The organism is Tersicoccus solisilvae, from assembly GCF_014643255.1.
In the GTDB taxonomy this organism is placed as follows: Bacteria; Actinomycetota; Actinomycetes; order Actinomycetales; family Micrococcaceae; genus Tersicoccus; species Tersicoccus solisilvae.
Genome location: NZ_BMJI01000020.1, coordinates 28788 through 53410, shown reverse-complemented (window position 1 = coordinate 53410; position 24623 = coordinate 28788). Strand labels below are relative to the sequence as shown.

At 67.4% G+C, this 24623-nt stretch carries 25 protein-coding genes; 12 read left to right on the top strand and 13 right to left on the bottom strand.

What is annotated here, in order from left to right; genetic code table 11:
* Window positions 1-10 precede the first annotated feature (10 nt).
* From IEX22_RS13140 to cmtR, 4 genes are read right to left on the bottom strand one after another with little or no spacing between them, the layout of a single operon-like run.
* Complete coding sequence (locus IEX22_RS13140; RefSeq protein ID WP_026936350.1) at window positions 11-535, bottom strand: signal peptidase II; 525 nt, start codon at window positions 533-535, stop codon at window positions 11-13.
* Window positions 532-1140 carry a cadmium resistance transporter gene (locus tag IEX22_RS13135; RefSeq protein ID WP_076693368.1) on the bottom strand — a complete coding sequence of 203 codons (609 nt, stop codon included), beginning with the start codon at window positions 1138-1140 and terminating at the stop codon, window positions 532-534. The genes IEX22_RS13140 and IEX22_RS13135 overlap by 4 nt, the downstream gene beginning before the upstream one ends.
* The gene (locus tag IEX22_RS13130; RefSeq protein WP_028707591.1) at window positions 1140-3056 is read right to left on the bottom strand and encodes a heavy metal translocating P-type ATPase; all 1917 of its coding nucleotides are present in this window, start codon (window positions 3054-3056) and stop codon (window positions 1140-1142) included. The genes IEX22_RS13135 and IEX22_RS13130 overlap by 1 nt, the downstream gene beginning before the upstream one ends.
* The gene (gene cmtR, locus IEX22_RS13125) at window positions 3053-3412 is read right to left on the bottom strand and encodes a Cd(II)/Pb(II)-sensing metalloregulatory transcriptional regulator CmtR (protein WP_026936347.1); all 360 of its coding nucleotides are present in this window, start codon (window positions 3410-3412) and stop codon (window positions 3053-3055) included. The genes IEX22_RS13130 and cmtR overlap by 4 nt, the downstream gene beginning before the upstream one ends.
* 107 nt (window positions 3413-3519) lie before the next feature.
* Here cmtR and IEX22_RS13120 point away from each other — a divergent pair, with 107 nt between their 5' ends.
* On the top strand, window positions 3520-4548 hold the full coding sequence (locus IEX22_RS13120; protein ID WP_229660028.1) for a DUF4113 domain-containing protein: 1029 nt from the start codon (window positions 3520-3522) through the stop codon (window positions 4546-4548).
* Between the two features lie 293 nt (window positions 4549-4841).
* On the opposite strand, the gene IEX22_RS13115 is transcribed toward IEX22_RS13120, so the two are convergent.
* A complete protein-coding gene (locus IEX22_RS13115) occupies window positions 4842-5582 on the bottom strand; it encodes a nucleotide-binding protein (protein WP_229660032.1) in 741 nt (246 codons plus the stop codon).
* Between the two features lie 283 nt (window positions 5583-5865).
* Here IEX22_RS13115 and IEX22_RS13110 point away from each other — a divergent pair, with 283 nt between their 5' ends.
* The 6 genes from IEX22_RS13110 to IEX22_RS13085 all read left to right on the top strand — a co-directional run bounded on the left by IEX22_RS13110 (window position 5866) and on the right by IEX22_RS13085 (window position 11888).
* On the top strand, window positions 5866-6342 hold the full coding sequence (locus IEX22_RS13110) for an N-6 DNA methylase (protein ID WP_229660027.1): 477 nt from the start codon (window positions 5866-5868) through the stop codon (window positions 6340-6342).
* Between the two features lie 114 nt (window positions 6343-6456).
* A complete protein-coding gene (locus tag IEX22_RS13105; RefSeq protein ID WP_188668854.1) occupies window positions 6457-7710 on the top strand; it encodes an IS256 family transposase in 1254 nt (417 codons plus the stop codon).
* A 53-nt stretch (window positions 7711-7763) separates the two neighbouring features.
* Entirely contained in the window at window positions 7764-8996 is a 1233-nt protein-coding gene (locus IEX22_RS13100; protein ID WP_188668853.1) for a DNA methyltransferase family protein, read from the top strand.
* Window positions 8993-9913, top strand: coding sequence for a hypothetical protein (locus tag IEX22_RS13095; protein WP_188668852.1), 921 nt, complete (start codon window positions 8993-8995; stop codon window positions 9911-9913). Before IEX22_RS13100 ends, IEX22_RS13095 begins: the two co-directional genes overlap by 4 nt.
* A 449-nt stretch (window positions 9914-10362) precedes the next feature.
* The gene (locus IEX22_RS13090) at window positions 10363-11250 is read left to right on the top strand and encodes an HAD family hydrolase (RefSeq protein ID WP_229660026.1); all 888 of its coding nucleotides are present in this window, start codon (window positions 10363-10365) and stop codon (window positions 11248-11250) included.
* Window positions 11247-11888 carry a hypothetical protein gene (locus tag IEX22_RS13085; RefSeq protein ID WP_188668851.1) on the top strand — a complete coding sequence of 214 codons (642 nt, stop codon included), beginning with the start codon at window positions 11247-11249 and terminating at the stop codon, window positions 11886-11888. Before IEX22_RS13090 ends, IEX22_RS13085 begins: the two co-directional genes overlap by 4 nt.
* Before the next feature lie 158 nt (window positions 11889-12046).
* Here IEX22_RS13085 and IEX22_RS16035 read toward each other — a convergent pair whose 3' ends face one another.
* Genes IEX22_RS16035 through IEX22_RS13055 form a run of 6 tightly spaced genes read right to left on the bottom strand, consistent with a single transcriptional unit; the run spans window position 12047 to window position 17456 of the window.
* Entirely contained in the window at window positions 12047-12484 is a 438-nt protein-coding gene (locus IEX22_RS16035; RefSeq protein WP_268236884.1) for a helix-turn-helix domain-containing protein, read from the bottom strand.
* Window positions 12385-12780 (bottom strand): arsenate-mycothiol transferase ArsC, encoded by a 396-nt coding sequence (locus tag IEX22_RS13075; protein WP_038566160.1) that lies wholly within the window; start codon window positions 12778-12780, stop codon window positions 12385-12387. The genes IEX22_RS16035 and IEX22_RS13075 overlap by 100 nt, the downstream gene beginning before the upstream one ends.
* Window positions 12781-12794: 14 nt before the next feature.
* A complete protein-coding gene (locus IEX22_RS13070; protein ID WP_188668850.1) occupies window positions 12795-14192 on the bottom strand; it encodes an FAD-dependent oxidoreductase in 1398 nt (465 codons plus the stop codon).
* Between the two features lie 20 nt (window positions 14193-14212).
* Window positions 14213-14629, bottom strand: a complete 417-nt coding sequence (locus IEX22_RS13065; RefSeq protein WP_188668849.1) for an arsenate reductase ArsC — start codon at window positions 14627-14629, stop codon at window positions 14213-14215.
* 20 nt (window positions 14630-14649) lie between these two features.
* On the bottom strand, window positions 14650-16047 hold the full coding sequence (locus IEX22_RS13060) for an arsenic transporter (RefSeq protein ID WP_038569915.1): 1398 nt from the start codon (window positions 16045-16047) through the stop codon (window positions 14650-14652).
* A 5-nt stretch (window positions 16048-16052) separates the two neighbouring features.
* Window positions 16053-17456 (bottom strand): FAD-dependent oxidoreductase, encoded by a 1404-nt coding sequence (locus IEX22_RS13055; protein ID WP_188668848.1) that lies wholly within the window; start codon window positions 17454-17456, stop codon window positions 16053-16055.
* A 116-nt stretch (window positions 17457-17572) separates the two neighbouring features.
* Here IEX22_RS13055 and IEX22_RS13050 point away from each other — a divergent pair, with 116 nt between their 5' ends.
* From IEX22_RS13050 to IEX22_RS13030, 5 genes are all read left to right on the top strand, one after another.
* The gene (locus IEX22_RS13050) at window positions 17573-17926 is read left to right on the top strand and encodes an ArsR/SmtB family transcription factor (RefSeq protein WP_038566171.1); all 354 of its coding nucleotides are present in this window, start codon (window positions 17573-17575) and stop codon (window positions 17924-17926) included.
* A 402-nt stretch (window positions 17927-18328) separates the two neighbouring features.
* A complete protein-coding gene (locus tag IEX22_RS13045; RefSeq protein ID WP_051805400.1) occupies window positions 18329-18556 on the top strand; it encodes a hypothetical protein in 228 nt (75 codons plus the stop codon).
* Window positions 18557-18755: 199 nt separating this feature from the next.
* Window positions 18756-19358 (top strand): recombinase family protein, encoded by a 603-nt coding sequence (locus IEX22_RS13040; protein ID WP_076693229.1) that lies wholly within the window; start codon window positions 18756-18758, stop codon window positions 19356-19358.
* Between the two features lie 6 nt (window positions 19359-19364).
* Entirely contained in the window at window positions 19365-20756 is a 1392-nt protein-coding gene (locus IEX22_RS13035) for a TnsB C-terminal domain-containing protein (RefSeq protein WP_188668847.1), read from the top strand.
* Complete coding sequence (locus IEX22_RS13030; RefSeq protein WP_188668846.1) at window positions 20753-21493, top strand: AAA family ATPase; 741 nt, start codon at window positions 20753-20755, stop codon at window positions 21491-21493. The genes IEX22_RS13035 and IEX22_RS13030 overlap by 4 nt, the downstream gene beginning before the upstream one ends.
* 269 nt (window positions 21494-21762) lie before the next feature.
* Here IEX22_RS13030 and IEX22_RS13025 read toward each other — a convergent pair whose 3' ends face one another.
* Together IEX22_RS13025 and IEX22_RS13020 are read right to left on the bottom strand one after the other, a co-directional pair.
* On the bottom strand, window positions 21763-23097 hold the full coding sequence (locus tag IEX22_RS13025; RefSeq protein WP_229660025.1) for an NADH-quinone oxidoreductase subunit N: 1335 nt from the start codon (window positions 23095-23097) through the stop codon (window positions 21763-21765).
* Between the two features lie 38 nt (window positions 23098-23135).
* Window positions 23136-24623 carry a complex I subunit 4 family protein gene (locus IEX22_RS13020; protein WP_076693367.1) on the bottom strand — a complete coding sequence of 496 codons (1488 nt, stop codon included), beginning with the start codon at window positions 24621-24623 and terminating at the stop codon, window positions 23136-23138.

Here is a 24623-nt window from a genome sequence, read left to right as displayed (position 1 = left end):
GATGGTCCTCTCAGTTCTCGTTGCCGCGGATCATCAGAAGCGCTCCGGCGATCGCGGCGGTGACGATCACGACGTCGGCGACGTTCCCGATGAACCAGTTCCCGTAGGCGAGGAAGTCCACGACGTGCCCCTGGGCGAACCCTGGAGCACGGAAAAGCCTGTCGCCGGCGTGGGAGGCGGCGGCCCCGCCAAGCGCGCCGATCACGATCGCCCACCCGGGGTGTCGGACACGGAACGCGAACACGATCGCGGTGACGGTGGCCGCGACGGCCACCAGCGCGAACACCCAGGTGGAACCCTCACCGAAGGAGAACGCCGCGCCGGGGTTGTAAGCGAGTTGCAGGCCCAGCAGGTCGCCGATCAGCGGGAGGCGCTCACTTACTGTGAGCGTGGCCTCCGCCCATGCCTTCGTCCCCTGATCGATCAGGAGGACGAGCCCGCCGAGCGCGAGTGCCCCCGCCGTGAGCCGCCAACGCCCCCTCTGCTGCCGCTCTCCCGACGTCAGCTCAGCATCGGCAGCCGCGTCCGGGGTCATGCGAGGACCTCGACGAGGCGGACGATGACGCCGGAATCGATCAGGATGAACAGGCCCAGGCCGATGAACACGACGGGTACGAGCCAGTGCTCGACGCGTTCAAGCGTTTCGGTGACGGCCTTGTGGGTTCCGATCAGGCGTCCAGCAGCGCACCAGACGGCGACGAGGACGAGGAACACCGCGATCATGACGACGACGTCGCCGGGCGAACTGGTGCGGAGGATCGGCGTGTAGAGGGAGATGTTGTCGGCCCCGTTGGCGATCGTGATCCCGGCGACGCCCCACAGCCCGACCGCGGTGATCTTCTCGTCGTCGTCATCGTCGTCACCGTTGCGTCGCAGGCCCCGCACGAGGGTCCAGATGCCGATGCCGAGCGGGATCAGGCCGAGGAAGCCCACCCATTCGTCGGGGACGATGGTCAGGCCGAGCGCGGCGATCACGCTGATCACGACGAGGGTGATGAACCCGAGGTACTGGCCTGCGACGATCTGCCACGGTCGCGGCTTCCCTCGGCTGGAGGCCAGGAACAGCACGGTCAGCACGACGATGTCATCGATGTTGGTCGCAGCAAACAAGCCGATCGCTGAGCCGATGGTCGCAAGCATCAGCTCTCCAGCCGTGGGGTACGCGTGCGGGCGGCGCGGAGTCCGTTGAGGATCACGACGACCTCGGCGATCTCGTGGACCAGCACCACAGCGGCGAGTCCGAGGACGCCGAACAGCGCGAGCGGCAGCAGCGCGGTGATGATCAGCAGCGACAGGACGATGTTCTGGTTGATGATGCGGCGTCCGCGGCGGGCGTGGTCGAACGCGCGCGGGATGAGGCGGAGGTCGTGGCCGGTGAACGCGACGTCGGCGGACTCGATCGCCGCGTCCGAGCCGGTCGCGCCCATCGCGATGCCGATGTCCGCGGCGGCCAGAGCGGGGGCGTCGTTGATGCCGTCGCCGATCATTGCAACCGACCCCGCCTTTGACAGCTCCCCGATCGCGGTCGCTTTGTCTTCGGGACGCAGTTCCGCGCGCACGTCGCTGATACCGGCCTGCGCTGCCAGCGCCCGTGCCGTGCGGGCGTTGTCGCCGGTGAGCATCGTCACCCCGACGCCCTGCGCCGCGAGAGTCCGCACCACTTCGGGGACCTCGGGACGCAGCTCGTCGCGGACGCCGATCGCGGCGACAGGGGCCCCGTCGCGGTGCACGATCACAACGGTCATGCCCTGCTCCTCCAGGCCCGCGACCTGGTCGCCGAGCACCCCGGCGTCGAGCCAGCGGGGGCTGCCGACGGTGATCCGAGTCCCGTCGATCTTGCCCTCGATGCCGTGCCCGGCCTGCTCGGTCACGCCCTCCGCAGCCTGGGCTCCGGGGGCTGCGGCGGTGATCGCCGCGGCCAGCGGGTGCGTGCTGTGCTGCTCCAGCGCGGCCGCCCAGGCCAGCGCCTGGGCGTCGGTCACGCCGTCCGCGGCGAGGACCGCGGTGACGGCGGGCTCGTTGCGGGTGAGGGTGCCGGTCTTGTCGACGGCGACGTGGCGGACCGTGCCGAAGCGCTCGAACACCGCGCCGGACTTGATGATCACGCCGAACTTGCTCGCCGCGCCGATCGCCGCGACCACCGTCAGCGGCACCGAGATCGCCAGCGCGCACGGGGAGGCGGCGACGAGGACGACGAGGGCTCGGGTGATCCACAGCTCCGGGTCCCCGAACAGCGAGCCGACCAGGGCGACCAGGGCCGCGAGGACCAGCACGCCCGGGACCAGCGGGCGCGCGATCCGGTCCGCGAGGCGCGCTCGCTCGCCCTTCTCCGCCTGCGCCTGCTCCACCAGCTCCACGATGGTCGTGAGCGAGTTGTCGGTGCCCGCCGCCGTCGTCTCGACCTCCAGCGCACCGGCGCTGTTGATCGCGCCGGCCGACACGGCGTCGCCGGGCTCGACCTCGACCGGGATCGACTCGCCCGTGATCGCCGAGGTGTCCAGGCTGGAGCGCCCCGCACGGACGACTCCGTCGGTCGCGATCCGCTCGCCGGGACGAACCACCATGACCTGCCCGACCGCGAGGTCCTTCGCCGCAATCTCCACCGAAGCGCCGTCGCGGCGCACGGTCGCGGTGTCGGGGACCAGCTTCAGCAGCGCTCGCAGCCCGCCGCGGGCGCGGTCCATCGCCTTGTCCTCCAGCGCCTCTGCGATCGAGTAGAGGAACGCCAGCGCCGCAGCCTCTTCGACGTAGCCGAGGACGACTGCGCCGACCGCGCTGATCGTCATCAGCAGCCCGATGCCCAGCTTGCCCTTGAACAGCTTCCGGATCGCGCCCGGCGTGAACGTCGACGCGCCCAGCAGCAAGCCGACCCAGAACAGCACCAGTGCCGGGATCTCCATGCCGGACCACTCAAGGATCAGACCAGCGAGGAACGCGACACCGGAGAAGACCGGCACCATGATCCCGCGGTCCCTCCACCAGGGCCGCTCCTTCTCCTCGCTCTCATCGACTGCCGTGGTCGTCGGCTCGTGCTCGCAGCCGCATGCCGCGCTCACGCGTCTGCTCCCGCTCCGCAGCAACCCGGAACGGTGCACGACGAGTCCACGCACGGAGCGTGCTCGTCGACAGCCAGAGTCACATCCACCAGCGCGATGAGAGCGGCCGCGAGGTGCGGATCAGCGATCTCATACCTAGTCTGGCGACCCTCCGGCTCAGCGACCACGATGCCGCAGTCGCGCAGGCAGGTGAGGTGGTTCGACACGTTCGAGCGAGTCAGCTCCAGCTCACGCGAGAGCACCGCCGGGTAGCTCGGTCCCTCGAGCAGGGTCATCAGGATCCGGGAACGCGTCGGATCCGCCATGGCCCGGCCGAGCCGGTTCATGACGTCGAGTCGAGAAGCAATAGTCAGCATGCACTGAACTATACAGCACAGGCTGATCAATCGCCGGATGCATCAGCCTCCGCCACAAGGCGAAACAGCAGTCGACATCTGATGAATACGCGACTCAGCAACAATCGGTGCTACCAGTAGAGCTGCTGGGCCGGTATGCGGCCTGGCAGGAGGTCTACTCCATCGACGAGTCCTTCCTCGGGCTCGACGCCCGCCGCGGCGCCTACGTCGATCAGGGCCGGGTGATCCGGACCGCGGTCGCCCGGCACACCGGCCTACCCGTGTGCGTCGGGATCGCCCGCACGAAGACGCTGGCGAAGTTCGCCAACCGGATCGCCAAACGGAACCGGCACCTGGGCGGGGTGTGCGACCTGGAGGCGATGCCCGCCGGCCACGTCGACGCCATCATGGCCCGTGTCCCGGTGACCGGGCTGTGGGGGATCGCCTCCCGGTTGGGCAAGCGGTTGAACCTGATGGGGATCGAGACGGTCGCGCAGCTACGCGACGCCGACCCGGTCCTGATCCGGGACCGGTTCAACGTGGTGGTGATGCGGACCGTGCTCGAGCTGCGCGGCATCCCGTGCATCGAGCTCGAGCCCGTCCGCCCGGACAAGCAGCAGATGATCTTCTCCCGCTCCTTCTCCACCCCGGTGCTCGGTGCGGAGCGGATGGCCCAGGTGATGGGCCTCTACGCCCAGCAGGCCGCCGCCCGACTGGCCAAGGAACACCAGGTCGCCAAGATCATGACCGTCTTCGCCTCCACCAGCCGGTTCCGGAACGACGTCGTCTCCTCCATCGTCTCCACCACGGTCCGGATGCCCAACCCGACCGCCGACCCGGTCCTGATGTCCAAGGCCGCGATCGAGACGATCCGGGCCCGCGTCGTCGACGACGCCCCCTACGTGAAGGCCGGCGTCATGCTCACCGGCCTCGAACCGGCCGGCGCCGCCCCCGTCTTCGACGAGTTCGTCAGCGTCCACGAACACCGCAACATCGGCGCCCTCATCGGCGAGGTCACCACCCGGTTCGGCACCCACACCATCGGCCTCGGCCGCGCCGGCCTCACCCGACCACCCGAGTGGACCATGAAACGGGAGCGCATGTCCCCGCGATACACCACCCACTGGCAAGAGTTGCTGACTGTCCAGGCTCGCTGATGAGGCACCACCGGTGGCGGCCGCAATGCCTGATCAACCGAGCGGGCACGCCGAGGTTGTGGCAGGTGAGGGTGCTGCACGCTAGGCTGATTCGCGTCGCAGAACCTCAGTTTCGGGAACAACTACGCCCAGGTGGCGGTGCTAGTGGTGCGATTCCGCTGGCTGACGAGCTGTGGGGAAACGGCCGAGGCGCGGCATTACTCCGTAGAGGTGTTCCCGGTTGAGCCCGGGTTGGAGCGTCGTTTCCCTGCTGGCTCATCCGACACGGAAGGGCCAGCAGGGGGACATGCCCGCTAGTAGGGAGACTCCTCGACGGGCCGGCGAACCGCGTTGTTAACCCGGACCCCAGCTGCACGTAGTTCCCTAGCGAAGCGTCGGAGGTCCACGCGCGTAGCCTCTGTCTTGCCCTTCGTGAGGGTGTAGAGCCGCCCTTGTGGAGATCGGAGTCGCAGCGTAGTAGCGCTGTCGGTCTTGACCGACCAACCTTGAGCCTGAGCGTTGGCTCGGAGAAGTGCAATCTCAGTCGCCAGGGCGTCGCCTGCCAGGTGCGGGCCAGCGCCGACGACAGCCTCCGCCTCCCGCCGACCAAGCGACCCAACCTGGCGGCCGATCTGCAAGGCGGCCGTGTTGACAGCAGCCTGCACGTTCCCATCCGGTCGTGGGTGATATGGGAGCCGCGTGAGCCCCAACGCGTCGGTCGGAAGCTTGGCTGACCCGGTGGCCAACAGGTAGGTGCGTTCCCGACCAAGGGCGCCCATGAACAGTCCGAACTCCAGAATGACGTTGTCACGGATGGAGGCACTGGTGTCTCCACGGCTCTCCGTTACGTCGTCTGGTGAAGCCACCAGAACGGCGAAGTCCGAGCGGCGCGCAACGCCGAGTAGAGCATCGAGCGGATAACTCGACGGGTCGAAGACCCCTTGGTCCCAAACGACGACCTGGCAGATCCCCCGTTCCTCGAGCACGGCCTGCAAGTTGTGGGCAACCTCGCGGCCCTCGGCGGACGAGCCGATGAAGAGGCGGGCTGGTTGCATGCTGGTCACCGGCTCAGCCTACGAGAGATCACTGGCCCAAAGTGGCGTCGGGCGAGGGTGGCGCCGTGAGGGTCACAAATGACGGTTTCTGACACGCGAGGGGGTGAGATCGGCTTGACCATGGTGAGGCCGGGCTCGGGAGTCTCACTCGTGAACTAGTGGCGCCGGCTGGGACCGCTGCTATCGACCGCGGTGGCAGTCCCACGCGGATCGACGGCGTCAGGGGAGACCCGATCAGGAGTAGCCTCGGTGCCGCTGCCCGACACGGACGTGGTCTTGGGGCGTGAGCCTGCTGTCCGTACGAGAGACTTGGACGGTGACTACTTCCCCTCTCGTCAGTGATTCGGCCGAGTTGAGGAAGGCGCGTGGAGCTTTCTTCACGCCTGCGCCCGTCGCTCGCTACATCACCGACTGGGGTATCCACCACGCCGCGGATCGGGTCCTGGAACCCTCGTGTGGGGAAGCGGCGTTCCTGCTCAGTGCGGTCGACCGCCTCCAACGTCTGGGTGCGTCCCCGGCGGACATGCGCCTGGATGGGGTGGAGCTACACGAGAGCTCGGCGGCGACGGCACGTACCCTGCTGGCGGACGTCGACGTGACGGCGGATATCAGCACGGGTGACTTCTTCGAGGTGACACCGACTGGCGCCTACGATGCTGTGATCGGTAATCCCCCCTACGTGCGGTATCAGGACTTCACGGGCGAATCGCGGGCCAGGTCCCGCGAAGCCGCGCTGCGGGCGGGCGTCTCCTTGAGTTGAGTCCCGCATAGTGGTGTAGCGCGGTGGCCCGTGACGTCGTTGAGGACGTGGGCGCGGCCACCGTGTGATCCTTCGAGTTCACCTCTCACAGCTCTCTCGAATGGAGTCATCACGATGACCGCTGCCCATATTGTCGACCCTGCCGGGCTGCTCGGCGAAGCCCTGTCCGAAGCGTCCCCGGACCTGATGCGCCACCTGCTGCAGACCATGATCAACGCCCTGCTCTCCGCCGACGCGGACGCGGTCGTCGGAGCCGAGTGGGGCCGGCCCTCCCCGGAGCGGACCGCTCAGCGCAACGGGTACCGGCACCGGGACCTGGACACCCGGGTCGGGACCATCGACGTGGCCGTGCCGAAGCTGCGCTCCGGTACCTACTTCCCGGAGTGGCTGCTGGAGCGGCGCAAGCGGGCCGAGACCGCGCTGATCACCGTCGTCGCGGACTGCTACCTCGCCGGGGTCTCCACCCGGCGGATGGACAAACTCGTCAAGACCCTCGGGATCAACGCCCTCTCCAAGTCCCAGGTGAGCCGGATGGCCACCGAGCTGGACGAGCACGTCGAGTCCTTCCGCCACCGGCCCCTGGGCGAGGCCGGCCCGTTCACGTTCGTCGCCGCGGACGCGCTGACCATGAAGGTCCGTGAAGGCGGCCGCGTGGTCAACGCCGTGGCCCTGATCGCCACCGGGGTCAACGGGGACGGGCACCGCGAGGTCCTCGGGCTGCGGGTCGCGACCAGTGAGACCGGGGCCGCGTGGAACGAGTTCTTCGCCGACCTGGTCGCCCGCGGCCTGACCGGGGTCCGGCTGGTCACCTCCGACGCCCACACCGGGCTGGTCGAGGCGATCGCGGCGAACCTGCCCGGCGCGGTCTGGCAACGGTGCCGCACCCACTACGCGGCGAACCTGATGGCCGCCACCCCGAAGAGCATGTGGCCGGCGGTCAAGGCGATGCTGCACTCGGTCTACGACCAGCCCGACGCCACCGCCGTGGACGCCCAGTTCGACCGGCTCATCGACTACGTCACCGGCAAACTCCCGGCCGTGGCCGACCACCTCGGTCAGGCGAGGGAGGACATCCTCGCCTTCACGAGCTTCCCGAAGGACGTCTGGACACAGATCTGGTCCAACAACCCCGCCGAGCGGCTCAACCGGGAGATCCGCCGCCGCACCGACGCCGTGGGCATCTTCCCCAACCGGGCCGCCATCGTCCGTCTTGTCGGAGCCGTCCTGGCCGAACAGACCGACGAATGGGCCGAAGGCCGCCGCTACCTCGGACTCGACCTCCTGAACCGCAGCCGGCTCAGCCTCATCGAGGACACCGGAAACGAGGTGAACACCGGCACCGACACCACCCTCGAACTCAGCGCCTGACCACCCAGCGAAGGATCAAACCGCTACACCACTACCAGGGACTTGACCTCTCCTTGACGGCGCTGGCGTCGAGTTGGGCCGCGTTCACGGTGCATGCCGCGCTCTTCCTCCGGCCAGGCGGCCGCCTGGGTCTTGTGCTGCCGGCCGAGCTGTTGAGCGTGAACTACGCGGCGGGAGTCCGCCAGTTCCTGATGGAGCGGTTCCGCCGGGTCGACTTGGTGATGTTCACCGAGCGAGTCTTCCCCGGCGTTCTAGAGGAGGTCGTTCTTCTCCTGGCGGAGGGTTACGACGAAGGCCCGGCGGGTCACTTCTCGGTGTACCAGGCCCGCAACTCCAGTGAGCTGAACGACCTGAACCTGTCCCATACGTGGACGCCGCTTCGGCCGGGGGAGAAGTGGACGGCGTCCATCATGGGCGCGGACGCACTCACGGCGTACACCGCGATGACCAGCCATGATGCCTTCGTCTCCCTCGAGGCTTGGGGGGACACCACCTTGGGGATAGTGACCGGCAACAACAAGTACTTCACCCTCTCGCCCGCCAAGGTGGCCGCTTTGGGGCTGAAGCAACGTGACCTGATCAGGATTTCGCCGCCCGGGAGTCGCCACTTGCGCGGTCTGACGCTGACCTCGCCAGCTCTGAAGCGACTCGGTGCGGAGGGGGCGGCCACCTACTTGTTTCGGCCAGCGAAGACGCCCTCCCCTGCCGGATGGGCTTACATCGGCGAGGGTGAGGCCGCAGGGGTGCAGGAGGCGTACAAGTGCCGGGTCCGGGACCCGTGGTGGCGGGTGCCGTTGGTTCGTCCGGCTGACCTGTTCATCACTTACATGAACGCCGACACCCCGCGGATCACCACCAACCGGGCGGCCGTGCGCCACTTGAACAGTGTCCACGGCATCTACCTGGCCGAGCAGAACGTCGAGATTGGGCGCGAGCTGCTGCCACTGGCGGCCCTCAACAGCGTTACCGTGCTGGGTGCTGAACTCGTCGGTAGGGCTTACGGCGGCGGGATGCTCAAGCTGGAACCACGCGAAGCTGACCGGCTCCCCATTCCAGGGCCGGGCACCGTCACCGCGGTGGCGGATTCGTTACGCCAGATCCGAACCCGGGTCGCCAATCGACTGCGCCGGGGAGACTTGACTGGAGCCGTGGCGATCGTCGATGAGGTCGTGCTGATCGGCGGGTTGGGTATCAGCCCAGACGCTGTCAGCTCCCTGAGGGACGCGCGCAACGTCCTCGCCGCCAGGCGTCTCGCCCGCGGTGCGGCCTCCGGGGACCGTCGATGAGCAAGTCCGACGCCTTCAGCGACTTCGATCCTGTCCTGGCCGCCCAACCGTTGACGGATCCCTGGACGCACAGCGCCGGGCAGCAGCCCGTGTACGCTCCCGACTACGACTTGCTGGGGAAGCTGCTGACCATTCCCGTGGCTGCGGGCAGCGCCTCCGAGAGCGGTCGCTTCGCCCGTGGCATCGACGCATGGCTTGCCCACGAGCTTCGCCGGGCGGGATTCAGCTCCGATGAGGTGTGGCCACGTGCGGAGCGCCCACGGGTCCTGCCCCGGGACTTGGCCGTGCTCCTGGAGAAGCTGCCGGATAGGGTCTCGCAAGACCTCCGTGCCCGGATCAGCAACATTCCCTCCGTTGCCCCCACCGACGCGAAAGTCTTGGGCAGGGCCTATGACAAGCAAGTTGACGTGGCCGTCGCCCGGTGGGATCGAGGCCCGGAGATCCTGCTGAGCACGAAGGCGCAGGTCTCCTCGTTCGCGAAGAACCTACCCAACCGGTTCGAGGAAGCCTACGGCGACGCCGGAAACCTCCGCGGCCGTTACCCACTAGCTGCGGTGGGGTTCTTCTTCCTGCAACGCTCCACGATCCTGACCAGGGAGCCGGATGCGTTCGAACGCACCGTCGACATGATGCGTAAGCTCCGCGATCTCGGCGGAAGCAACGGATACACGGCGACCGGGATGGCATTGGTCAGCTGGGACGAGACGCAGCCCAGCCCCACCGTGCGCGTCGAGTTGGACCGCGTCCCCGAGGACGTGGCGCCCCCGCAGTTCCTCGCGGCCATGATCCGTCAAGTCTTGGTCGTGACCCCCGTGGTCCATCACGTCGACGTTCGAGAGAGGATGGAGCGCCGAAACATTCCTGTCCCGGAAACCGACGACGTTGACACCAGTGACGTCGGTGTACGGGAGAGTTGAAATAGGCGCAAGCGGAGGACACCGGGCTCTCTGATCCACTCCTGGCTCGCACCAGCAGGAAAGCTTCGTTCGCGGTTCGCGGTTCGCGGTTCGCGGCTGGACCGGTGGACTGAAGCCACATGTGCCCGTAGGCGGGGCAAGGGTAACGGCTGGACCTCGGTCGCACCGCGGTGAGACGCCACCCCACCGCAACGCCCGAACCAGCGGTCAGGATCGAGGACCCGGCAGCCAGCACGGTGCGACCGAGGTCGAGGCGTTGCCCGACGGCGTGAAGGCCGAGCTCGGCGAGGCGGCAGAACGTGGTCAGCTCAGGTTAGGCGAAGGTAGCGTCGCGCACGTCGATGTCTTCCAGACCATCCTCGGGAGGGCATCGACGTTTACGCCGTCACCGACGCGCCCACCGGCAGGCTCACACCCTCAATTGGGAAGAGCGGTCTAGGGTGATGAACATGGCAGAGCAGCAACGGATCTTGATCACGGATCTCGACAATACGTTATGGGACTGGTTTGATGCTTGGTATCAGTCATTCTCGGCGCTTCTCGATGGACTTCAGGCGATCAGCGGCCTAGACCGTGAACTCCTGGAGATTCAAATCCGGGAAGTCCACCAACGGCGAGGAACGACCGAGTACTCGAATCTAGTTCGCGAAGTGCCCGCGCTTGTCGAATTCTCAGGTACGCGCGATCCGTTCGAGGTATTCGACGATGCCCTCCATGCGCAGAGTTCGGCGCGCAGACGCGAAACAAAGCTGTATCCGGGCGTCCGCGAAGTCCTCGATCAACTTAAAGCTCGAGGCATAAGAGTTGTCGCATACACAGAGTCCACGGCCTACTGGACAGAGTGGCGCATTAAACATACAGGATTAGACGGCGTCATCGACGTTTTGTACTCGTCTCCTGATCATGATTTGTTGTCGGGTATCGACCCGGCCGCCCTCCGTACTGGACGCTATCGTGGACAATTCGGGCTGCGCAGCACCATTCACCGCCAGGTTCCGCTAGGGATACTTAAACCGGACACGCACGTCATTTCATCAATCCTACAGGAGGAAGAAGTGCCGAGATCGAATGCACTTTACCTTGGGGACAGCCTGATGAAGGACATAGCGATGGCTCAGGCTGCTGAGGTTCTCGACGTGTACGCTGAGTATGGCCGGGTGCAGGATCAAGAAGAGTATGACCTGCTCCGTCGCGTCACCCACTGGTCCCAGAAGGACGTCGAACGAGAGCGCGCGCTAGCCGGACCAAGAGCGGACGTCATCCCCACGGCGACGTGTCACGAGACCATCAACGAAATCCTGCCGATTTTTGGCTCATCGTTTGCGGGGCTCAGGTGACTGCCGGCACGAACGATGCAGAAGACACGCCGGATGGCGCGACAACGCCATTGCATCAGACAGGAACGTCGTTAACCCCGGACCAAGAGGTCGGCTACTACATCGACATGTGGAAGAAAAGTGTCGAGGTACAAATTCACTTCAATGATATCGAGTGGCGAATAAGGAGCCTGGCGCTCACCGCAGCAACCTTCGCCTTGGGTGTCGCCGGAGTTGCTGCAAAAGACAATACACGCGTTTGGTTCGTCTCGCTCGGGTCCCTCATCATCCTGGCCGGACTGATTCTTTGGTACGCCTTCTACTTCGTTGACGCACACTGGTACCACTCCTTGCTCAAGGCTTCTGTCGCCCATGGTACGGAAATCGAAAGGCAAATAAAGGAGACGCTGCCGGCTGCAGGGGTGACCGCTTCTATTACCCAAGGCAGCGGATATAGAACCAAAGGTTTGGTAAAGCTGATAACTGGTAAGGACGAGTTACGTTCGGAGGATAAGCTTAAATGGTTCTATCGGGTTGGTGCGGGGGCTTTAATCGTTGCCGCGATCGTCCTGCAGGTCGGTGCCTTCATCGGACCAACAGGTAAGAGCCCAAGTGTGCCAACCCCTGCTCCTGTTTCAACATCCACGGCGGGACCGTGATGCGTTGGCAACATCTATATCCGACTGAGGCTAGCACTGTCCGTGACGGCGCGATCATGTAGGTGCCGGATAGTTTTATCGCATCTGCGAGTATAGGGCGCCTCGGTAAGCGTTACTACCACGTCGGTCGAATCAGTTGTTTTGTTCGACCGACGTCGTTAGGGGCGGGTACTCGTGGCTTCTAGTGGAGCTCCCGACCTCTTTCGAATCTCCCGGTACACCGTGGCTCGGGAGACCTGGAAGAGCTCGGCGAGCTCGGTGTGGGTGTGGTCGCCGGCGTCGACGAGGGTGAGCAGGTGCCGGCGCCGGCTGGGGGAGAGGGACGGGGCCCGGCCCTTGAGCCGGCCGCGTGTCTTGGCGATGGCCATGCCTTCGCGGGTGCGCATGCGGATGAGGTCGGCTTCGAACTCGGCGACCATGCCGAGAACGTTGAACTGTGAACAGCTTCGCTCTGTGTCGTCCTTCTGGCTTCGCTTCGTGTCGGGTAGCCCGGTCGCTACGGCTGCAGGAGCTCTCGTTCGATGCGTTCTGCGACGGCGTCCCGCATTGGTCGCACGTCTTCCGGTGACCAGGAGTTGGGGTCGGGGAACGACCACTCCAGGACCGTGCCGCCAGGTTCTGCGGGGAGTTCGAGTCCGGGCTTCATGAGGACGACGATGTCCGCGTGTTCGAGCAGGTCGGGCGTCACGCGCCGCGGCATGCGTGCGGTGATGTCGAGGCCGAGTTCGCCTACGGTCGCGGCGATCGAGGGGTTCACCTCGTCGGCCGGGGTGATGCCGGCGGAGGTGGCCGTGTATCGGTCGGGTGCGGCGAGTTCGAGGAGTGCTGCGCCGAGTTGTGAGCGGCCGGCGTTGTGCTTGCAGATGAACAGGACAGTGGGCTTCGTGGTCATGGATGCAAGTCCGGTCAGTTGGTGCAGCACGAGGTGTTGCCGGTAGCCGAATCAAGCGGAGTGCAGCAGGCAGCGTCCTCAGCGGCAGGAGTGGCGGTGGCGGGCGGGGTGGTGCAGCAGGAGCTGCCGCCGATGTCGGTGGAGCAGACACCCGTTTCGGGGAGGACGAGTTCGAGCTGTCGGGCTGCGGTGTGGTCGCCGGCGAGTTCGGCGGCGATGGAGCGGACCTGCTCGTAGCCGGTGAGGAGCAGGAACGTGGGCGCGCGGCCGTAGGACTTCATGCCGGCGATGAAGAAGTTCGGCTCCGGGTGCGCCAACTCGGCGACACCGTGCGGGGGAACGGAGCCGCAGGAGTGCAGGTTCGGGTCGATCAGTGGTGCGAGGGCTCGGGGTGCTTCGACGATGTCGTCGAGGCCGAGGCGGATCTCGCGGAGCATGTCGAGGTCGGGCCGGAATCCGGTGGCGTTCACGATGACGTCGACAGTGACCGCGAACGGCTCTCCCGCGCGCCGGCCGGTGACGGTGACCTGGTCGCAGTCGGCGCGGACGTCGTCGATCTCGTACGAGGCGATCTGCTGCAGCTGACCGGACTCGACGAGGCCGTGGACGGTGGACCCGAGCTGACCCCTGGCCGCGAGGCCGTCGGCTGCGTCGGCGCCGAGCCGGGCGGTGCCGGCGTTTCGGACAGCCCACAGCACTTCGGTACCCGGCGCGGTCTTGGCGAGGCTGGCGAGCTTGATGAGCGTGTTCGCCGCGGAGTGGCCGGCACCAACGACGAGGACCCGCTTCCCCGAGAACCGGGCCCGGTCGGCGCCGAGGACGTCAGGCAGTGCGTGGACGACGCGGTCGCCGAGGTCCGCGGCGGGTGCGAGCCCAGCGGCAGTGAGGGGGTTCGGTGATGTGTAGGTGCCGGAGGTGTCGACGACCGCACGCGCGGTGATGTCCGTGACGCCGTCGGCGGTGTGGAGGCGGAGCAGGAAGGGGGTGTCGGCGCGGCCGGTGGAGCGGGTGCGGTCCATGCCCTGCCGTGACACCGCCTCCACCCGGGTGCCGTAGCGGATCACCGGTGCGAGCTGCGGGGTCGCAGCCAGGGGCGCCAGGTACGTGTCGACGAGGTCCTGGCCAGTGGGCAACGACGCCGCTCGAGGCGCTTCCCAGCCGGTGGCTTCCAGGAGACGCTGCGCGGCAGGGTCGATGACGTACTGCCACGGGGAGAACAGGCGCGTGTGTCCCCACGCGCGGACGCTCGTCCCAACCGTCGGGCCAGCTTCGTAGACGACGACGTCGAGGCCGCGCTCGAGGAGGTGCGCGGCGGCAGCGAGCCCGACGGGGCCGGCACCGATGACCGCGACGGGCAGCCCGGTGAGGCGGTCCGCGTCGGTCCGGGGTGGGACGGTGAGGGTAAGCGTCATGGTCTGCGGCTTCCTGGTCGTTACGCGGTTGCTTCGGTGGGCAGCAGCTCGGCGAGGAGCGTCTGGACGCGGTGCTTGACGTCGTCGCGGATGGGGCGGACGTCCTCGATGCCGCGGCCGGCGGGATCGGTGAGTTCCCAGTCCTCGTACCGCTTGCCCGGGAAGATCGGGCACGCGTCGCCGCACCCCATGGTGATGACGGCGTCGGAGTCGCGGACGGCGTCGGTGGTGAGGATCTTCGGCTGGTTGCCGGCGATGTCGATGCCGTCTTCGGCCATCGCCTGGATCGCGATCGGGTTGATCTGGTCCTTCGGCGCACTGCCGGCGGAGAGGACCTCGACGCGGTCGCCGCCGAGTGCCTGCGCGTAGCCGGCGGCCATCTGGGAGCGTCCCGCGTTGTGGACGCAGACGAACAGGAGAGTGGGCTTGTCACTCATGGGTGTGTGTCTTTCCGGGTTCAGCGGATGAGGGTGAGCCAGCCGGCGAGGGCGGCGAGGGTGACGGCGAGGACGGGGACGGTGAGGACGATGCCGGTGCGGAAGTACTGCCCCCACCCGATGTGGATGCCCTTCTTCTCCAGCACGTGCAACCACAGCAGGGTCGCGAGGGAGCCGATGGGGGTGATCTTCGGGCCGAGGTCGGAGCCGATGACGTTGGCGTAGACCATCACCTCGTGGGTGAGCCCGGTCGCTCCGGCTCCGCCGATGGCGAGGGCGGCGATGAGGACGGTGGGCATGTTGTTCATCAGGGACGCGAGGATCGCGATGGTGAACCCGACGCCGAGCGCCGTGACGAGCACCCCGTGGTCGCCGAACACGTCGAACAGCTTCGCGAGGTGGTCAGTGAGGCCCTGGTTCTGCAGGCCGTAGACGACGAGGTACATGCCGATGGAGAACAGCACGATCTGCCACGGCGCCTCCCGGATCGTCTTCCACACCGGAATCACCCGCCCCGACGGCGCACCCGCACCGCCACCGGCGGCACCGACGGTGGCGGTGCCGCCGGTGGTGACCAGGACCGGTGCGGCCTGGGCGCGGGCGAAGAGGAACGCGGGCTGCCGGGCGGCAACGAGCACGATCACGACCGCCCCGACACCAGCGACGGCCGCGAGCGGCACACCGAGTGGGTCGGCGGCGAAGTAGCCGACGAGCAGCAGGGCGAGGACGACCCAACCGGCGCGGAACGTCGCCCGGTCCGTGATCGCGGCGGTGGGGCTGGTGAGGGCGAGGACGTCGTACCGCTTCGGGATGCTCTTGCCGAAGTAGAGCAGCAGCATGCCGAGGGAGGCGAGGACGGAGACGATGCCGACGGGGATCATGACGGCGGCGTACTCGGCGAAGCCGAGGTGGAAGTAGTCGGCGGAGACGATGTTGACCAGGTTCGACACCACCAGCGGCAGGCTGCCGGTGTCGGCGATGAACCCGGTGGCGAGGATGAACCCGAGCGCTGCCTTCTGCGGCATGTTCAGGGCCCGGAGCATCCCGACGACGATCGGGGTGAGGATCAGTGCGGCCCCGTCGTTGGCGAACACGGCCGCGATGACGGCACCGAGGCCGACGATGAGGACGAACAGCAGCCGTCCGTTGCCGCGGCCCCAGCGGGCAACGTGGAGGGCTGCCCACTCGAAGAACCCGGCCTCGTCGAGGATCAACGAGATCAGCACCACCGCGACGAACGTCAGTGTCGCGTTCCACACGATCCCGACCACTGTCGGGATGTCGGAGAGGCCGACGACGGTGGTGGCGAGGGCGATGACGGCGCCGATGAGCGCGGTGTAGCCGATCGGGAACCCCTTGGGCTGCCAGATCACCACCACGAGCGTCGCGACGAAGATCGCCGCAGCCACCACAGCCATCACCATCAGCCGATCACCGCAGCCTGGTTCACTGCAGCCTGGTTCGCTGCGGCGGCGGCGCGTTCCCAGCCCTGCGCGGCGACCTGCACGGCGTCCCACGGGGACCCGAGCGGCGGCGTGTAGGAGAGGTCGAGGTCGATGACGTCGTCCACGGTGAGCTCCGCGTGGAGGGCAGTGGCGAACGTGTCGATGCGCTTGCTGATCTCTGCCGAGCGCTGCCCGACGATCTGCGCACCGAGGAGCCGACCGGTGCTCTGGTCGCCGGTGACGCTGATCGTCAGCGGGACCGCGCCCGGGTAGTACCGCTTGTGGTCATCCGCCACCGTCACCCGCGTCAACGGAGACACCTCCAGAGGGCCGGTCTCGTGCTGGCGGAGGCCGGTGCGGGCGGCGACGAGATCGAACACCTTCACCACCTGCGTCCCCACCGAGCCTGCGAAAACCTTGCTGCCGCCGAGCATGTTTTCCGCGGCGACGCGGCCCTGCTTGTGCGCTGTCGTCCCGAGCGGCAACCACGTGGTGCCGAGGAGCCGGTGGTGCGTCACGACGCAGTCACCGGCAGCCCACACATGCGGCACCCCGGTCCGCATCGATTTGTCGACGACGATCGCGCCGGCCTGACCGAGCCGTGCCCCAGCGGCGACCGCGAGGTCCGTGACGGGATGGACGCCGACGCAGACCACGACGAGGGCGAACGTGCCCTCCGCGTCACCGGACGTCGACCTGGTGGCGACGCGCCACTGCCCACCGCCTGTCGGGGCGATCCCGGTGACGGTCGACCCGGTCAGGACGGCCGCGCCATGGCGGCGGACCTCGGCGGTGACGAGGGACCCGAGCTCCGGGTCGAGGGTGGAGAGCACTTCCGGGCCACGCTGAATCAGCGTCGTCTCGAACCCGCGCGCGACGAGCCCTTCGGTCATCTCCAGGCCGATGTAGCCAGCACCGACGACCGCCACCCGGCTCCCCGCCGGCAGCAGCTCGAGGGCAGCGACCACCTGCTCCGCATCAGTCATGGAGTGCAGCAGGTGGATGCCAGATTCCCCGAACGGGACCCCGGCCGGGCGCACGGGCTCGGCGCCGGTGCCGATCAGCAGCTCGTCGTAGGAGATCTGCTCTTCCCCGGCAGCGCCGGTGACGGTGAGGCGGCGGCGGTCGACGTCGACGGCGGAGGCCCAGGTGGAGGAGCGGACGGTCATGCCGGCGGCTTCGAGGTCCGCGCGGGTGCGGTGCGCGAGGGACGCTTCCGTCGCGACGTCGCCGGAGACCCAGTACGGGATGCCGCAGATGGAGAAGTTCGGGAACTCGTCCGCGAGTACCACCGTCACATCGGTGGTCGGGTCAAGTTCGCGGGCGCGGAGCGCTGCGGCGATGCCGGCGTCACTGCCGCCGACGGCGAGGAGGTGAGTCATCAGGCTGGTCCTTCACGGATCGAGCGGGAGCCGAAAGCCGGCCCGTACATCGAAGCACGTCGATATCGATGAACGCAAATATAGACGCCCGTCGAAGTCGGTGGGAGGATGAGCCCATGACGATCGAGCTGCTTCCCATCCAGGACGTCACCGCGTGCTGCTCGCCCGTCACCACCGAGGCGATGGACCAGGCGTCCGCCGAGGTCCTCGCGAAGTCGCTCAAGGCGATCGCGGACCCGGCCCGGCTCCGGCTGATCTCGATGGTCGCCGCGCACGACGGTGCCGAGGCCTGCGTCTGCGACCTGCAGGAACCGCTCGGCCTGTCCCAGCCGACCGTGTCGCACCACCTCAAGGTCCTCGTCGACGCCGGGATCCTCCACCGCGAAAAGCGCGGCACCTGGGCCTACTTCTCCCTCATCCCCGGCGCCCTGGACACCCTCGCCGGCCTCATCACCGCGCCGGCGAAGTAGTCCACCGCGACATGGTGGCGCGAAGTGCTTGCCGAATGTCCGCCGGCCGTGTCAGAATCGTCCTGCGTTCATAGTGTGCGCCTACAGCCGGTCCTCTGGATCGGCTTTTTTCATGCCCGCCTGCTCCGCTACCCTGAGGCTGCTCGGCACGCGTCTGCCCGGGAATCTCGCGGGTGTCGCATAGGCGCTGTACGCTGACACTCAAGGCAGCACGACGCTGTCTCCGGCCGGCCCTCTCAGGACCGGCCTTTTTTATGCCCTGATCTGACTCGGGCATTCGCAGGGAGCTCTCGACGCTCCTGCCATCCGCTGCCACGCCTCGTTGCGCGCCGGCGGTCCTCATGCCCCCACCCGAGGACGGGTGGGTTCTGGCCGCAACTGGCCAACCCCGAAGGAGGCATCATGCCCATCACCGACACGGTGGACATGCTGACGGCCTCCGGTGGTACTGCTGCCCTGACTGGCGTCATCGCCGTCGCCGGCGGCGTGCTCAGCGCGTTCCTGTCCAAGCAGGTCGTCGCGCTGATCCAGCACGTCATCGACGTCATCGACGACCGCACGCTGGCCAAGGATCCCGAGCGAGCTCGCATCGTCGCAGAACTGCGTCGAGCCCGCCGCGGGCAGCAGTAACCACCGGTTCAAAAAGCCGCCCCTCATTCGGCCAGGAGGGCTCTGTCTCCATGTTGTAGCGAAAACGAACGATTCCGCTACAACTATCCGTACCGACGCCCCGCCAGGGTGCGAGGCGGCGTGTCATGTAACGGAACCCAGTCCCGGAATCTACGTGCCACCACTACCCCTCCGGATCGAGTTTCGCTACGTTCTCTTCATGGGCCACCTCCTCGGGTACGCGCGCGTGTCCACTACTGACCAGGACGCGGCGCTGCAGATCGACGCGCTCAACGCCGCCGGCTGCTACCGCGTGTTCGTCGACACCATGTCCGGGTCGCTCCAACACCGGCCCGAGCTGGACAAGCTCCTCGACCAGCTCCGCCCCGGCGACACTCTCGTCGTCTGGCGACTCGACCGGCTCGGCCGGTCCATCCGGCACCTCATCGATCAGCTGCACGCTCTCGCCGAGCGCGGGGTCGGGTTCCGGTCGCTGCAGGAGACCATCGACACCACCTCACCCGGCGGCCGGCTCGTGTTCCACGTCTTCGCCGCTCTGGCGGAGTTCGAGCGGGACCTCATCAAGGAACGCACCAACGCCGGCCTCGCCGCCGCCCGAGCCCGCGGCCGGACCGGCGGCCGACCGTCTCGCCTCTCCGCGGACCAGGTGCGCACCGCGCGCCGGCTGTACGAGCAGCAGGACATGACCGTCGCGCAGATCGGTGACGTGCTCGGCGTCAGCCGCACCACCATCTACCGTGCACTCGCGAAGCACGCCGAGCCCGTCGTGGCGCGACGAACCAAGCCTTCCCCAACGATGTAGCTACCCATGGACGCAAGCGAGCGGTGGGGCATCCTTCGACTGCACGTCGAGGACGCCATCCCGCTCGCCACCCTCGCTCGCACCACGGGCGTCGCCGAACGCACCCTGCAACGCTGGCTCGCCCGCTACCGAACCGGCGGATACCCGGCTCTCGCCGACGGCACCCGCACCGATCACGGCGCCCGACGGACGGCACCGGAACTGGTGCGCCTGATCGAGGGGCTCGCGCTCACCAAGCCACGACCCTCGATCGCCACGATTCACCGCCAGGTCGACAACCACTGCACCAAACGAGGTCTCTCAGCGCCGTCGTACTCGGTTGTGCGGTCGATCGTGAACGGGCTTGATCCCGGGATGGTGACGCTCGCGCTCGAGGGGCCCGCGTCATATCGGGACAAGCACGAACTGTTGCTCCGACGTCGTGCGGATCGCCCCAACGCGATCTGGCAGGCGGACCACACGATGCTCGACCTGCTCATCGTCGGACCCGACGGCAAGCCGGAACGGCCGTGGTTGACGGTGATCCTCGACGACTACTCCCGTGCGGTCTGCGGGTACATGGTGTTCCTCGGCGCCCCATCCGCCGCGAACACCGCGCTCGCGCTCCGGCAAGCGATCTGGCACAAGCCGGAACCAGACTGGCCCGTCTGCGGGATCCCGGACGTGCTCTACACGGACCACGGGTCCGACTTCACCAGCCACCGCCTCGGCGACACCGCCGCCGTGCTGCACCTCCGCATCATTTACTCCCAGGTCGCTCGACCACAGGGCCGCGGGAAGATCGAGCGGTTCTTCGGCACCATCAACACCGAGCTGCTCCCAACGCTCCCCGGCCACCTCGCGCCCGGATCCTCCGCGCCGACGCCGGCGCTAGATCTCGCCGGTGTCGAGAGTGCCATGAACACGTTCATCCGCCGCTACAACGCCCGCACCCACCGCGAGCTCCGGAAGAGCCCACTGGAAGCGTGGATCGCAGACGGGTGGCTGCCACGACTGCCGGACTCCCTCGAGCAGCTCGACGGGTTCCTGCTCACCGTCCCGACCACGCGCGTCGTGCAACGAGACGGCATCCACTTCGAAGGGCTTCGCTACACCGCAGCCACCCTCGCACCCTTCGTGGGCAGCACCGTCAGCGTTCGGTACGACCCCCGCGACGTCACCGAGATCCGCGTCTTCCACCGCGACGCGTTCCTCTGCACCGCCATCAGCACCCAGCACCAGACCGAGACGATCAGCCTCAAACAGATCCAAGCCGCCCGGAACGCGCAACGCAGAGCCCTGCGCGGGCAGATCCGCGAACGCATCGCGATCGTCCGCCCCACGCCCGATGATCACACCCCACCAGCACCCGCACCGGATCAACGGCGACTGAAGACCTACGAGGAGGACCGGTCATGACGAGCCAGTTCATCATCACGAAGGAACACCGCCGGTTCGCGGAGTTCGCGGATGCCGTTCGGAAGCAGAACACCATCGGCGTCTGCTTCGGCCCCGCTGGCGTCGGTAAGACCCTTTCCGCACGCCGCTACGCCCACTGGGACAGCATCGGCCCATTCATCGCCAGATGGGCCGCACGCAGTGAAGACGACACCAAGATCTACGCCGCCGCACACCGTGCCCGCACGGTCTTCTACACGCCCGAGGTCTCCGCCACGATGCGAGCCCTGCAGGACGACCTCCGGCACGGCCCCAACCCGTCGCTGCTCGAGCTGATCATCATCGACGAGTCCGAACGCCTCACCGGCAACGCCGTCGAGTGGCTCCGTGACCAGTACGACCGCACCGGCATCGCGATGATCCTCATCGGCATGCCCGGCATCGAGAAGCAGTTCAGCCACTACCCGCAGCTCTACAGCCGCCTCGGATTCGCCCACCAATACCGTCCGCTCGGCCACGACGAGCTGCTCTTCGTTCTCGAACGTCAATGGCGCAAGCTCGGCAAGACGCTCGACCCCGACGACTTCACCGACGCCCAAGCCATCGCCGCCGTCGAACGCATCACCCGAGGCAACTTCCGACTCCCCGAACGCCTCCTCCCACAGATCCAACGCGTCCTGAAGATCAACGAGCTCGACGTCATCACCAACGACGTCGTCGAAGCCGCCCGCAGCACCCTCGTCATCGGCACCACCTGACCCGACACCGACCGCAGCGAAAACGACGACACAGAGCGAGGCTGCTCACACCTCCGACCCCAACAGCTGCGCGGGCGAGTCGGGGAGTGGGGGAGTGTCCGTTAGACGTTCGTCTAACGGGCGTCACCCGCGCGGCGGGCGAAGTCAGGGCGGAACTGGTTGGCTCTGCGGGGGCGTATGCCAGTTCGACGCGCCGGGCCGCCGTCTTTTTCCGCGCCCGCACCGTCCCGATCGACCTCGCAAAGGCAGAATTTGTCGGAACGCGAGTGTCACCACTGCACCAGGGCCGGGACGCTGAAGGCGACGATGATCAGCGCACCGAGCGTCACGGCAGTGACCGCCTGCAGCTGCACAGCGGAGGTGCGCGACCGCGGTGCCGCTGGCCGTTGGAAAGCCGTTGACACCCAACGCAGCGCGTAGAACAGCGACGCGACCGAGACGGCGGCAGCGATGACCACCAGCCACGACATCCCGCCTTCCCAGGCCGCCGTGAAGACTGCGAGTTTGCCCACGAAAACCGCGGTCGGTGGTGTCCCGACGAGGCTCAGCAGGCCGACCAGAACGACACCCGTGATGACGGGATGTTCCCGTGCTGCACCACGCCAGGAGCGGACCATCGTGCGGTCCGGGAGCGCGGCGATCGCAGCGAACAGGGCCAGGTTCGTCACGGCGTAGACTACCAGGTAGGTCAGCAGGGCGGGGCGGGCAGACGGTTCGACGCCGATCACGGCGACGGGCATCAACATGAAACCGACTTGTCCGACTGTGGACCAGCCGAGCAGCCGTGGGGCGTTGCGTTGCCAGAACGCCGCGAGAGTGCCAAGGATCATGCTCGCAGCAGCGAGCACTCCGACCAGCAGCGGTGCGTCCACGGTGTCAGGCATGACGACGACGAGGCGTGCCAGTGCGATCAGGGCGCCGAGCTTCGGGACGGTGGTGATGAACGCCGCGATGCCGATACCGGCACCCTCCGCCGCGTCCGGGACCCAGAAGTGTCCCGGGACCGCGCCGGCTTTGAACAGCAGGCCGGCGAGGAGCCCGATGAACCCGAGCGCGGCCGCTGCCGCCGGTACATGTGGTAGCGCCCGTTGCAGCTCGGGGTAGGTGCTGCCGCCGGCGACACCGACGAGGACGGCGATGCCGAAAAGCATCACGACGCCGAAGATCGCGCCCAGCAGGTACGTCTTCATCGTCGCCTCGGCCGCGGTCGAGGAGCGGGACAGTCCGATCAGCGCGTAGAGCGGCACTGTCGCTAGGAGGAACCCGGTCGCCACGATGAGCAGGTCGTTCGCGCCGGTGAGCACGACCGTGCCGAGTGCAGCCAGGAGCAGCAGCGAGGCGGTCTCGCTCTCTCGAGCGGAGCCCCGGGACGACTGTCGTCCGATGAGCATCACGATCGCGGTCGCCACGGGTACGAGGATCCTGATCGTCGTCGTCGCATCGTCGAGCGCGTAGGAATCGCTGAAGACGGTCGGCGGCCCGATCCTCAGGGCGGCCGTGACGGCACTGACGCACGCCACCACGATCGCTGACCATGTCACGAATGCCTGCCTGCGTCGCGGAAGGAAGCTGCCGCCGAGCAGCGCGGCGATCGCACCGCCCATCAGGACGATCTCCGGCAGGAGGGCACCGTAGTCCATGTTCACGCTGGACCTCCGACCAGTGCGGACAGCTGCCGGGCGGCGGGAGCGATGAGCTGCAGTAGTGGTCCTGGCACGACGCCGATGGCCAGGGAGAGCAGCAGGAGCGCCCCGACCGTCGCGGTCTCCCGAGTGGTGACGTCGGTGAAGTCTTCGGCGAGGCGTTCCGTCGGTCCGGTGAACATCTTCTGCACGGTGCGGAGGAACAGGGCCGCGGTGATCAGGATCCCCGGCAGCGCGATCGCGGCGATCGCTGTTGCTCCGATGCTGCCGGCGAAGATCTGGAACTCGGCGATGAAGCCGCTGAAGCCGGGGATCCCGAGCGACGCGAACGCGGCGACGGCGAAGAGTCCGAAAAACCGTGGAGCGGGCTTCGCAAGACCGCTGTAGTCGCTGATCTCGTAGCTGCCCCGCCGGTCGTGGAGGACGCCCGCGAGCAGGAACAGTGCCCCGGTGATCAGGCCGTGGGACACCATCTGCACGGTCGCGCCGGTGATCGCCAACTGCTGCGCCTGCGCGGAGGACGACCCGGTCAAGCCGGCGGCGCCGATGGCGAGCACGACGTAGCCCATGTGGTTGACCGAGGTGTACGCGATCAGTCGTTTGACGTTCGTCTGCGCCAGCGCGACGAGGGCCCCGTACAGCACGGACACGAGGCCGACGATCAGGATCACCCACGCCCAGGACCGCCACGCATCCGGCAGCATCGGCATCGCGATGCGGAGGAATCCGTAGGTGCCCATCTTCAGTAGCACGCTCGCGAGGACGACGGAGCCGATGGACGGTGCATCGGTGTGCGCCGGAGGCAGCCAGGAGTGGAACGGCACGGTGGGGGTCTTGACGGCGAAGCCGACCACGATCGCTGCGAGGACGGCGCCAGCGGCGAAGGGTGTGCCGGTGAAGCCGTGCCGGGCCAGCTCGACCATGTCGAATGTGTGTGGTGTTGCTCCGAGGTAGAGGCCGATGAAGCCGAGCAGGAGCGCGAGGGACCCGAGGAACGTGTAGAGGAAGAACCGCAGCGCGGACCGCTGATGGTTGCCGTGCCCCCACCCTGCGATGACGAAGTACATGCCGACGATGGACAGGTCGAAGAACACGAAGAACAGCAGCAGGTCCTGCGCGGCGAAGACCCCGAGGCAGGTGGTCTGCAGGAACAGGAACAGTGCGGCCTGCGGGCGAGGCCGGTCGGTGTCCCGCATCGCCCAGAGCGCGCAGGCGAGGAACACGACGTTGGTCAGGAGCAGCAACGGGGCCGAGAAGCCGTCGATGCCGAGGTGATAGCTGGTGCCGGCGCTCGGCATCCACTCCACCCGCTCCTCCCACCGCAGCCCCGCCGTGTCGGTGGTGGGGATGGACACGAGGATCCCGAGGGCAAGCTCCACGACGCTCGTCATCAGCCACACCCAGGCGGCTCCGCGCCCGGACACGGGCCGCGCCAGAGCGAGGATCGCCGCGGCGGCGACAGGAAGGAACACGATCAGACTGAGCAC

What these genes read in the sequence shown, in the direction of transcription:
- cmtR (WP_026936347.1), bottom strand. Translation starts at nt 3,412, where the DNA reads ATGCTGACTATTGCTTCTCGACTCGACGTCATGAACCGGCTCGGCCGG.
- IEX22_RS13040 (WP_076693229.1), top strand. Translation starts at nt 18,756, where the DNA reads ATGGGCCACCTCCTCGGGTACGCGCGCGTGTCCACTACTGACCAGGAC.
- IEX22_RS13060 (WP_038569915.1), bottom strand. Translation starts at nt 16,047, where the DNA reads ATGGCTGTGGTGGCTGCGGCGATCTTCGTCGCGACGCTCGTGGTGGTG.
- IEX22_RS13095 (WP_188668852.1), top strand. Translation starts at nt 8,993, where the DNA reads ATGAGCAAGTCCGACGCCTTCAGCGACTTCGATCCTGTCCTGGCCGCC.
- IEX22_RS13050 (WP_038566171.1), top strand. Translation starts at nt 17,573, where the DNA reads ATGACGATCGAGCTGCTTCCCATCCAGGACGTCACCGCGTGCTGCTCG.
- IEX22_RS13115 (WP_229660032.1), bottom strand. Translation starts at nt 5,582, where the DNA reads ATGCAACCAGCCCGCCTCTTCATCGGCTCGTCCGCCGAGGGCCGCGAG.
- IEX22_RS13035 (WP_188668847.1), top strand. Translation starts at nt 19,365, where the DNA reads ATGGACGCAAGCGAGCGGTGGGGCATCCTTCGACTGCACGTCGAGGAC.
- IEX22_RS13075 (WP_038566160.1), bottom strand. Translation starts at nt 12,780, where the DNA reads ATGACCACGAAGCCCACTGTCCTGTTCATCTGCAAGCACAACGCCGGC.
- IEX22_RS13065 (WP_188668849.1), bottom strand. Translation starts at nt 14,629, where the DNA reads ATGAGTGACAAGCCCACTCTCCTGTTCGTCTGCGTCCACAACGCGGGA.
- IEX22_RS13105 (WP_188668854.1), top strand. Translation starts at nt 6,457, where the DNA reads ATGACCGCTGCCCATATTGTCGACCCTGCCGGGCTGCTCGGCGAAGCC.
- IEX22_RS13070 (WP_188668850.1), bottom strand. Translation starts at nt 14,192, where the DNA reads ATGACGCTTACCCTCACCGTCCCACCCCGGACCGACGCGGACCGCCTC.
- IEX22_RS13140 (WP_026936350.1), bottom strand. Translation starts at nt 535, where the DNA reads ATGACCCCGGACGCGGCTGCCGATGCTGAGCTGACGTCGGGAGAGCGG.
- IEX22_RS13045 (WP_051805400.1), top strand. Translation starts at nt 18,329, where the DNA reads ATGCCCATCACCGACACGGTGGACATGCTGACGGCCTCCGGTGGTACT.
- IEX22_RS13055 (WP_188668848.1), bottom strand. Translation starts at nt 17,456, where the DNA reads ATGACTCACCTCCTCGCCGTCGGCGGCAGTGACGCCGGCATCGCCGCA.
- IEX22_RS13135 (WP_076693368.1), bottom strand. Translation starts at nt 1,140, where the DNA reads ATGCTTGCGACCATCGGCTCAGCGATCGGCTTGTTTGCTGCGACCAAC.
- IEX22_RS13090 (WP_229660026.1), top strand. Translation starts at nt 10,363, where the DNA reads ATGGCAGAGCAGCAACGGATCTTGATCACGGATCTCGACAATACGTTA.
- IEX22_RS13025 (WP_229660025.1), bottom strand. Translation starts at nt 23,097, where the DNA reads ATGGGCGGTGCGATCGCCGCGCTGCTCGGCGGCAGCTTCCTTCCGCGA.
- IEX22_RS13030 (WP_188668846.1), top strand. Translation starts at nt 20,753, where the DNA reads ATGACGAGCCAGTTCATCATCACGAAGGAACACCGCCGGTTCGCGGAG.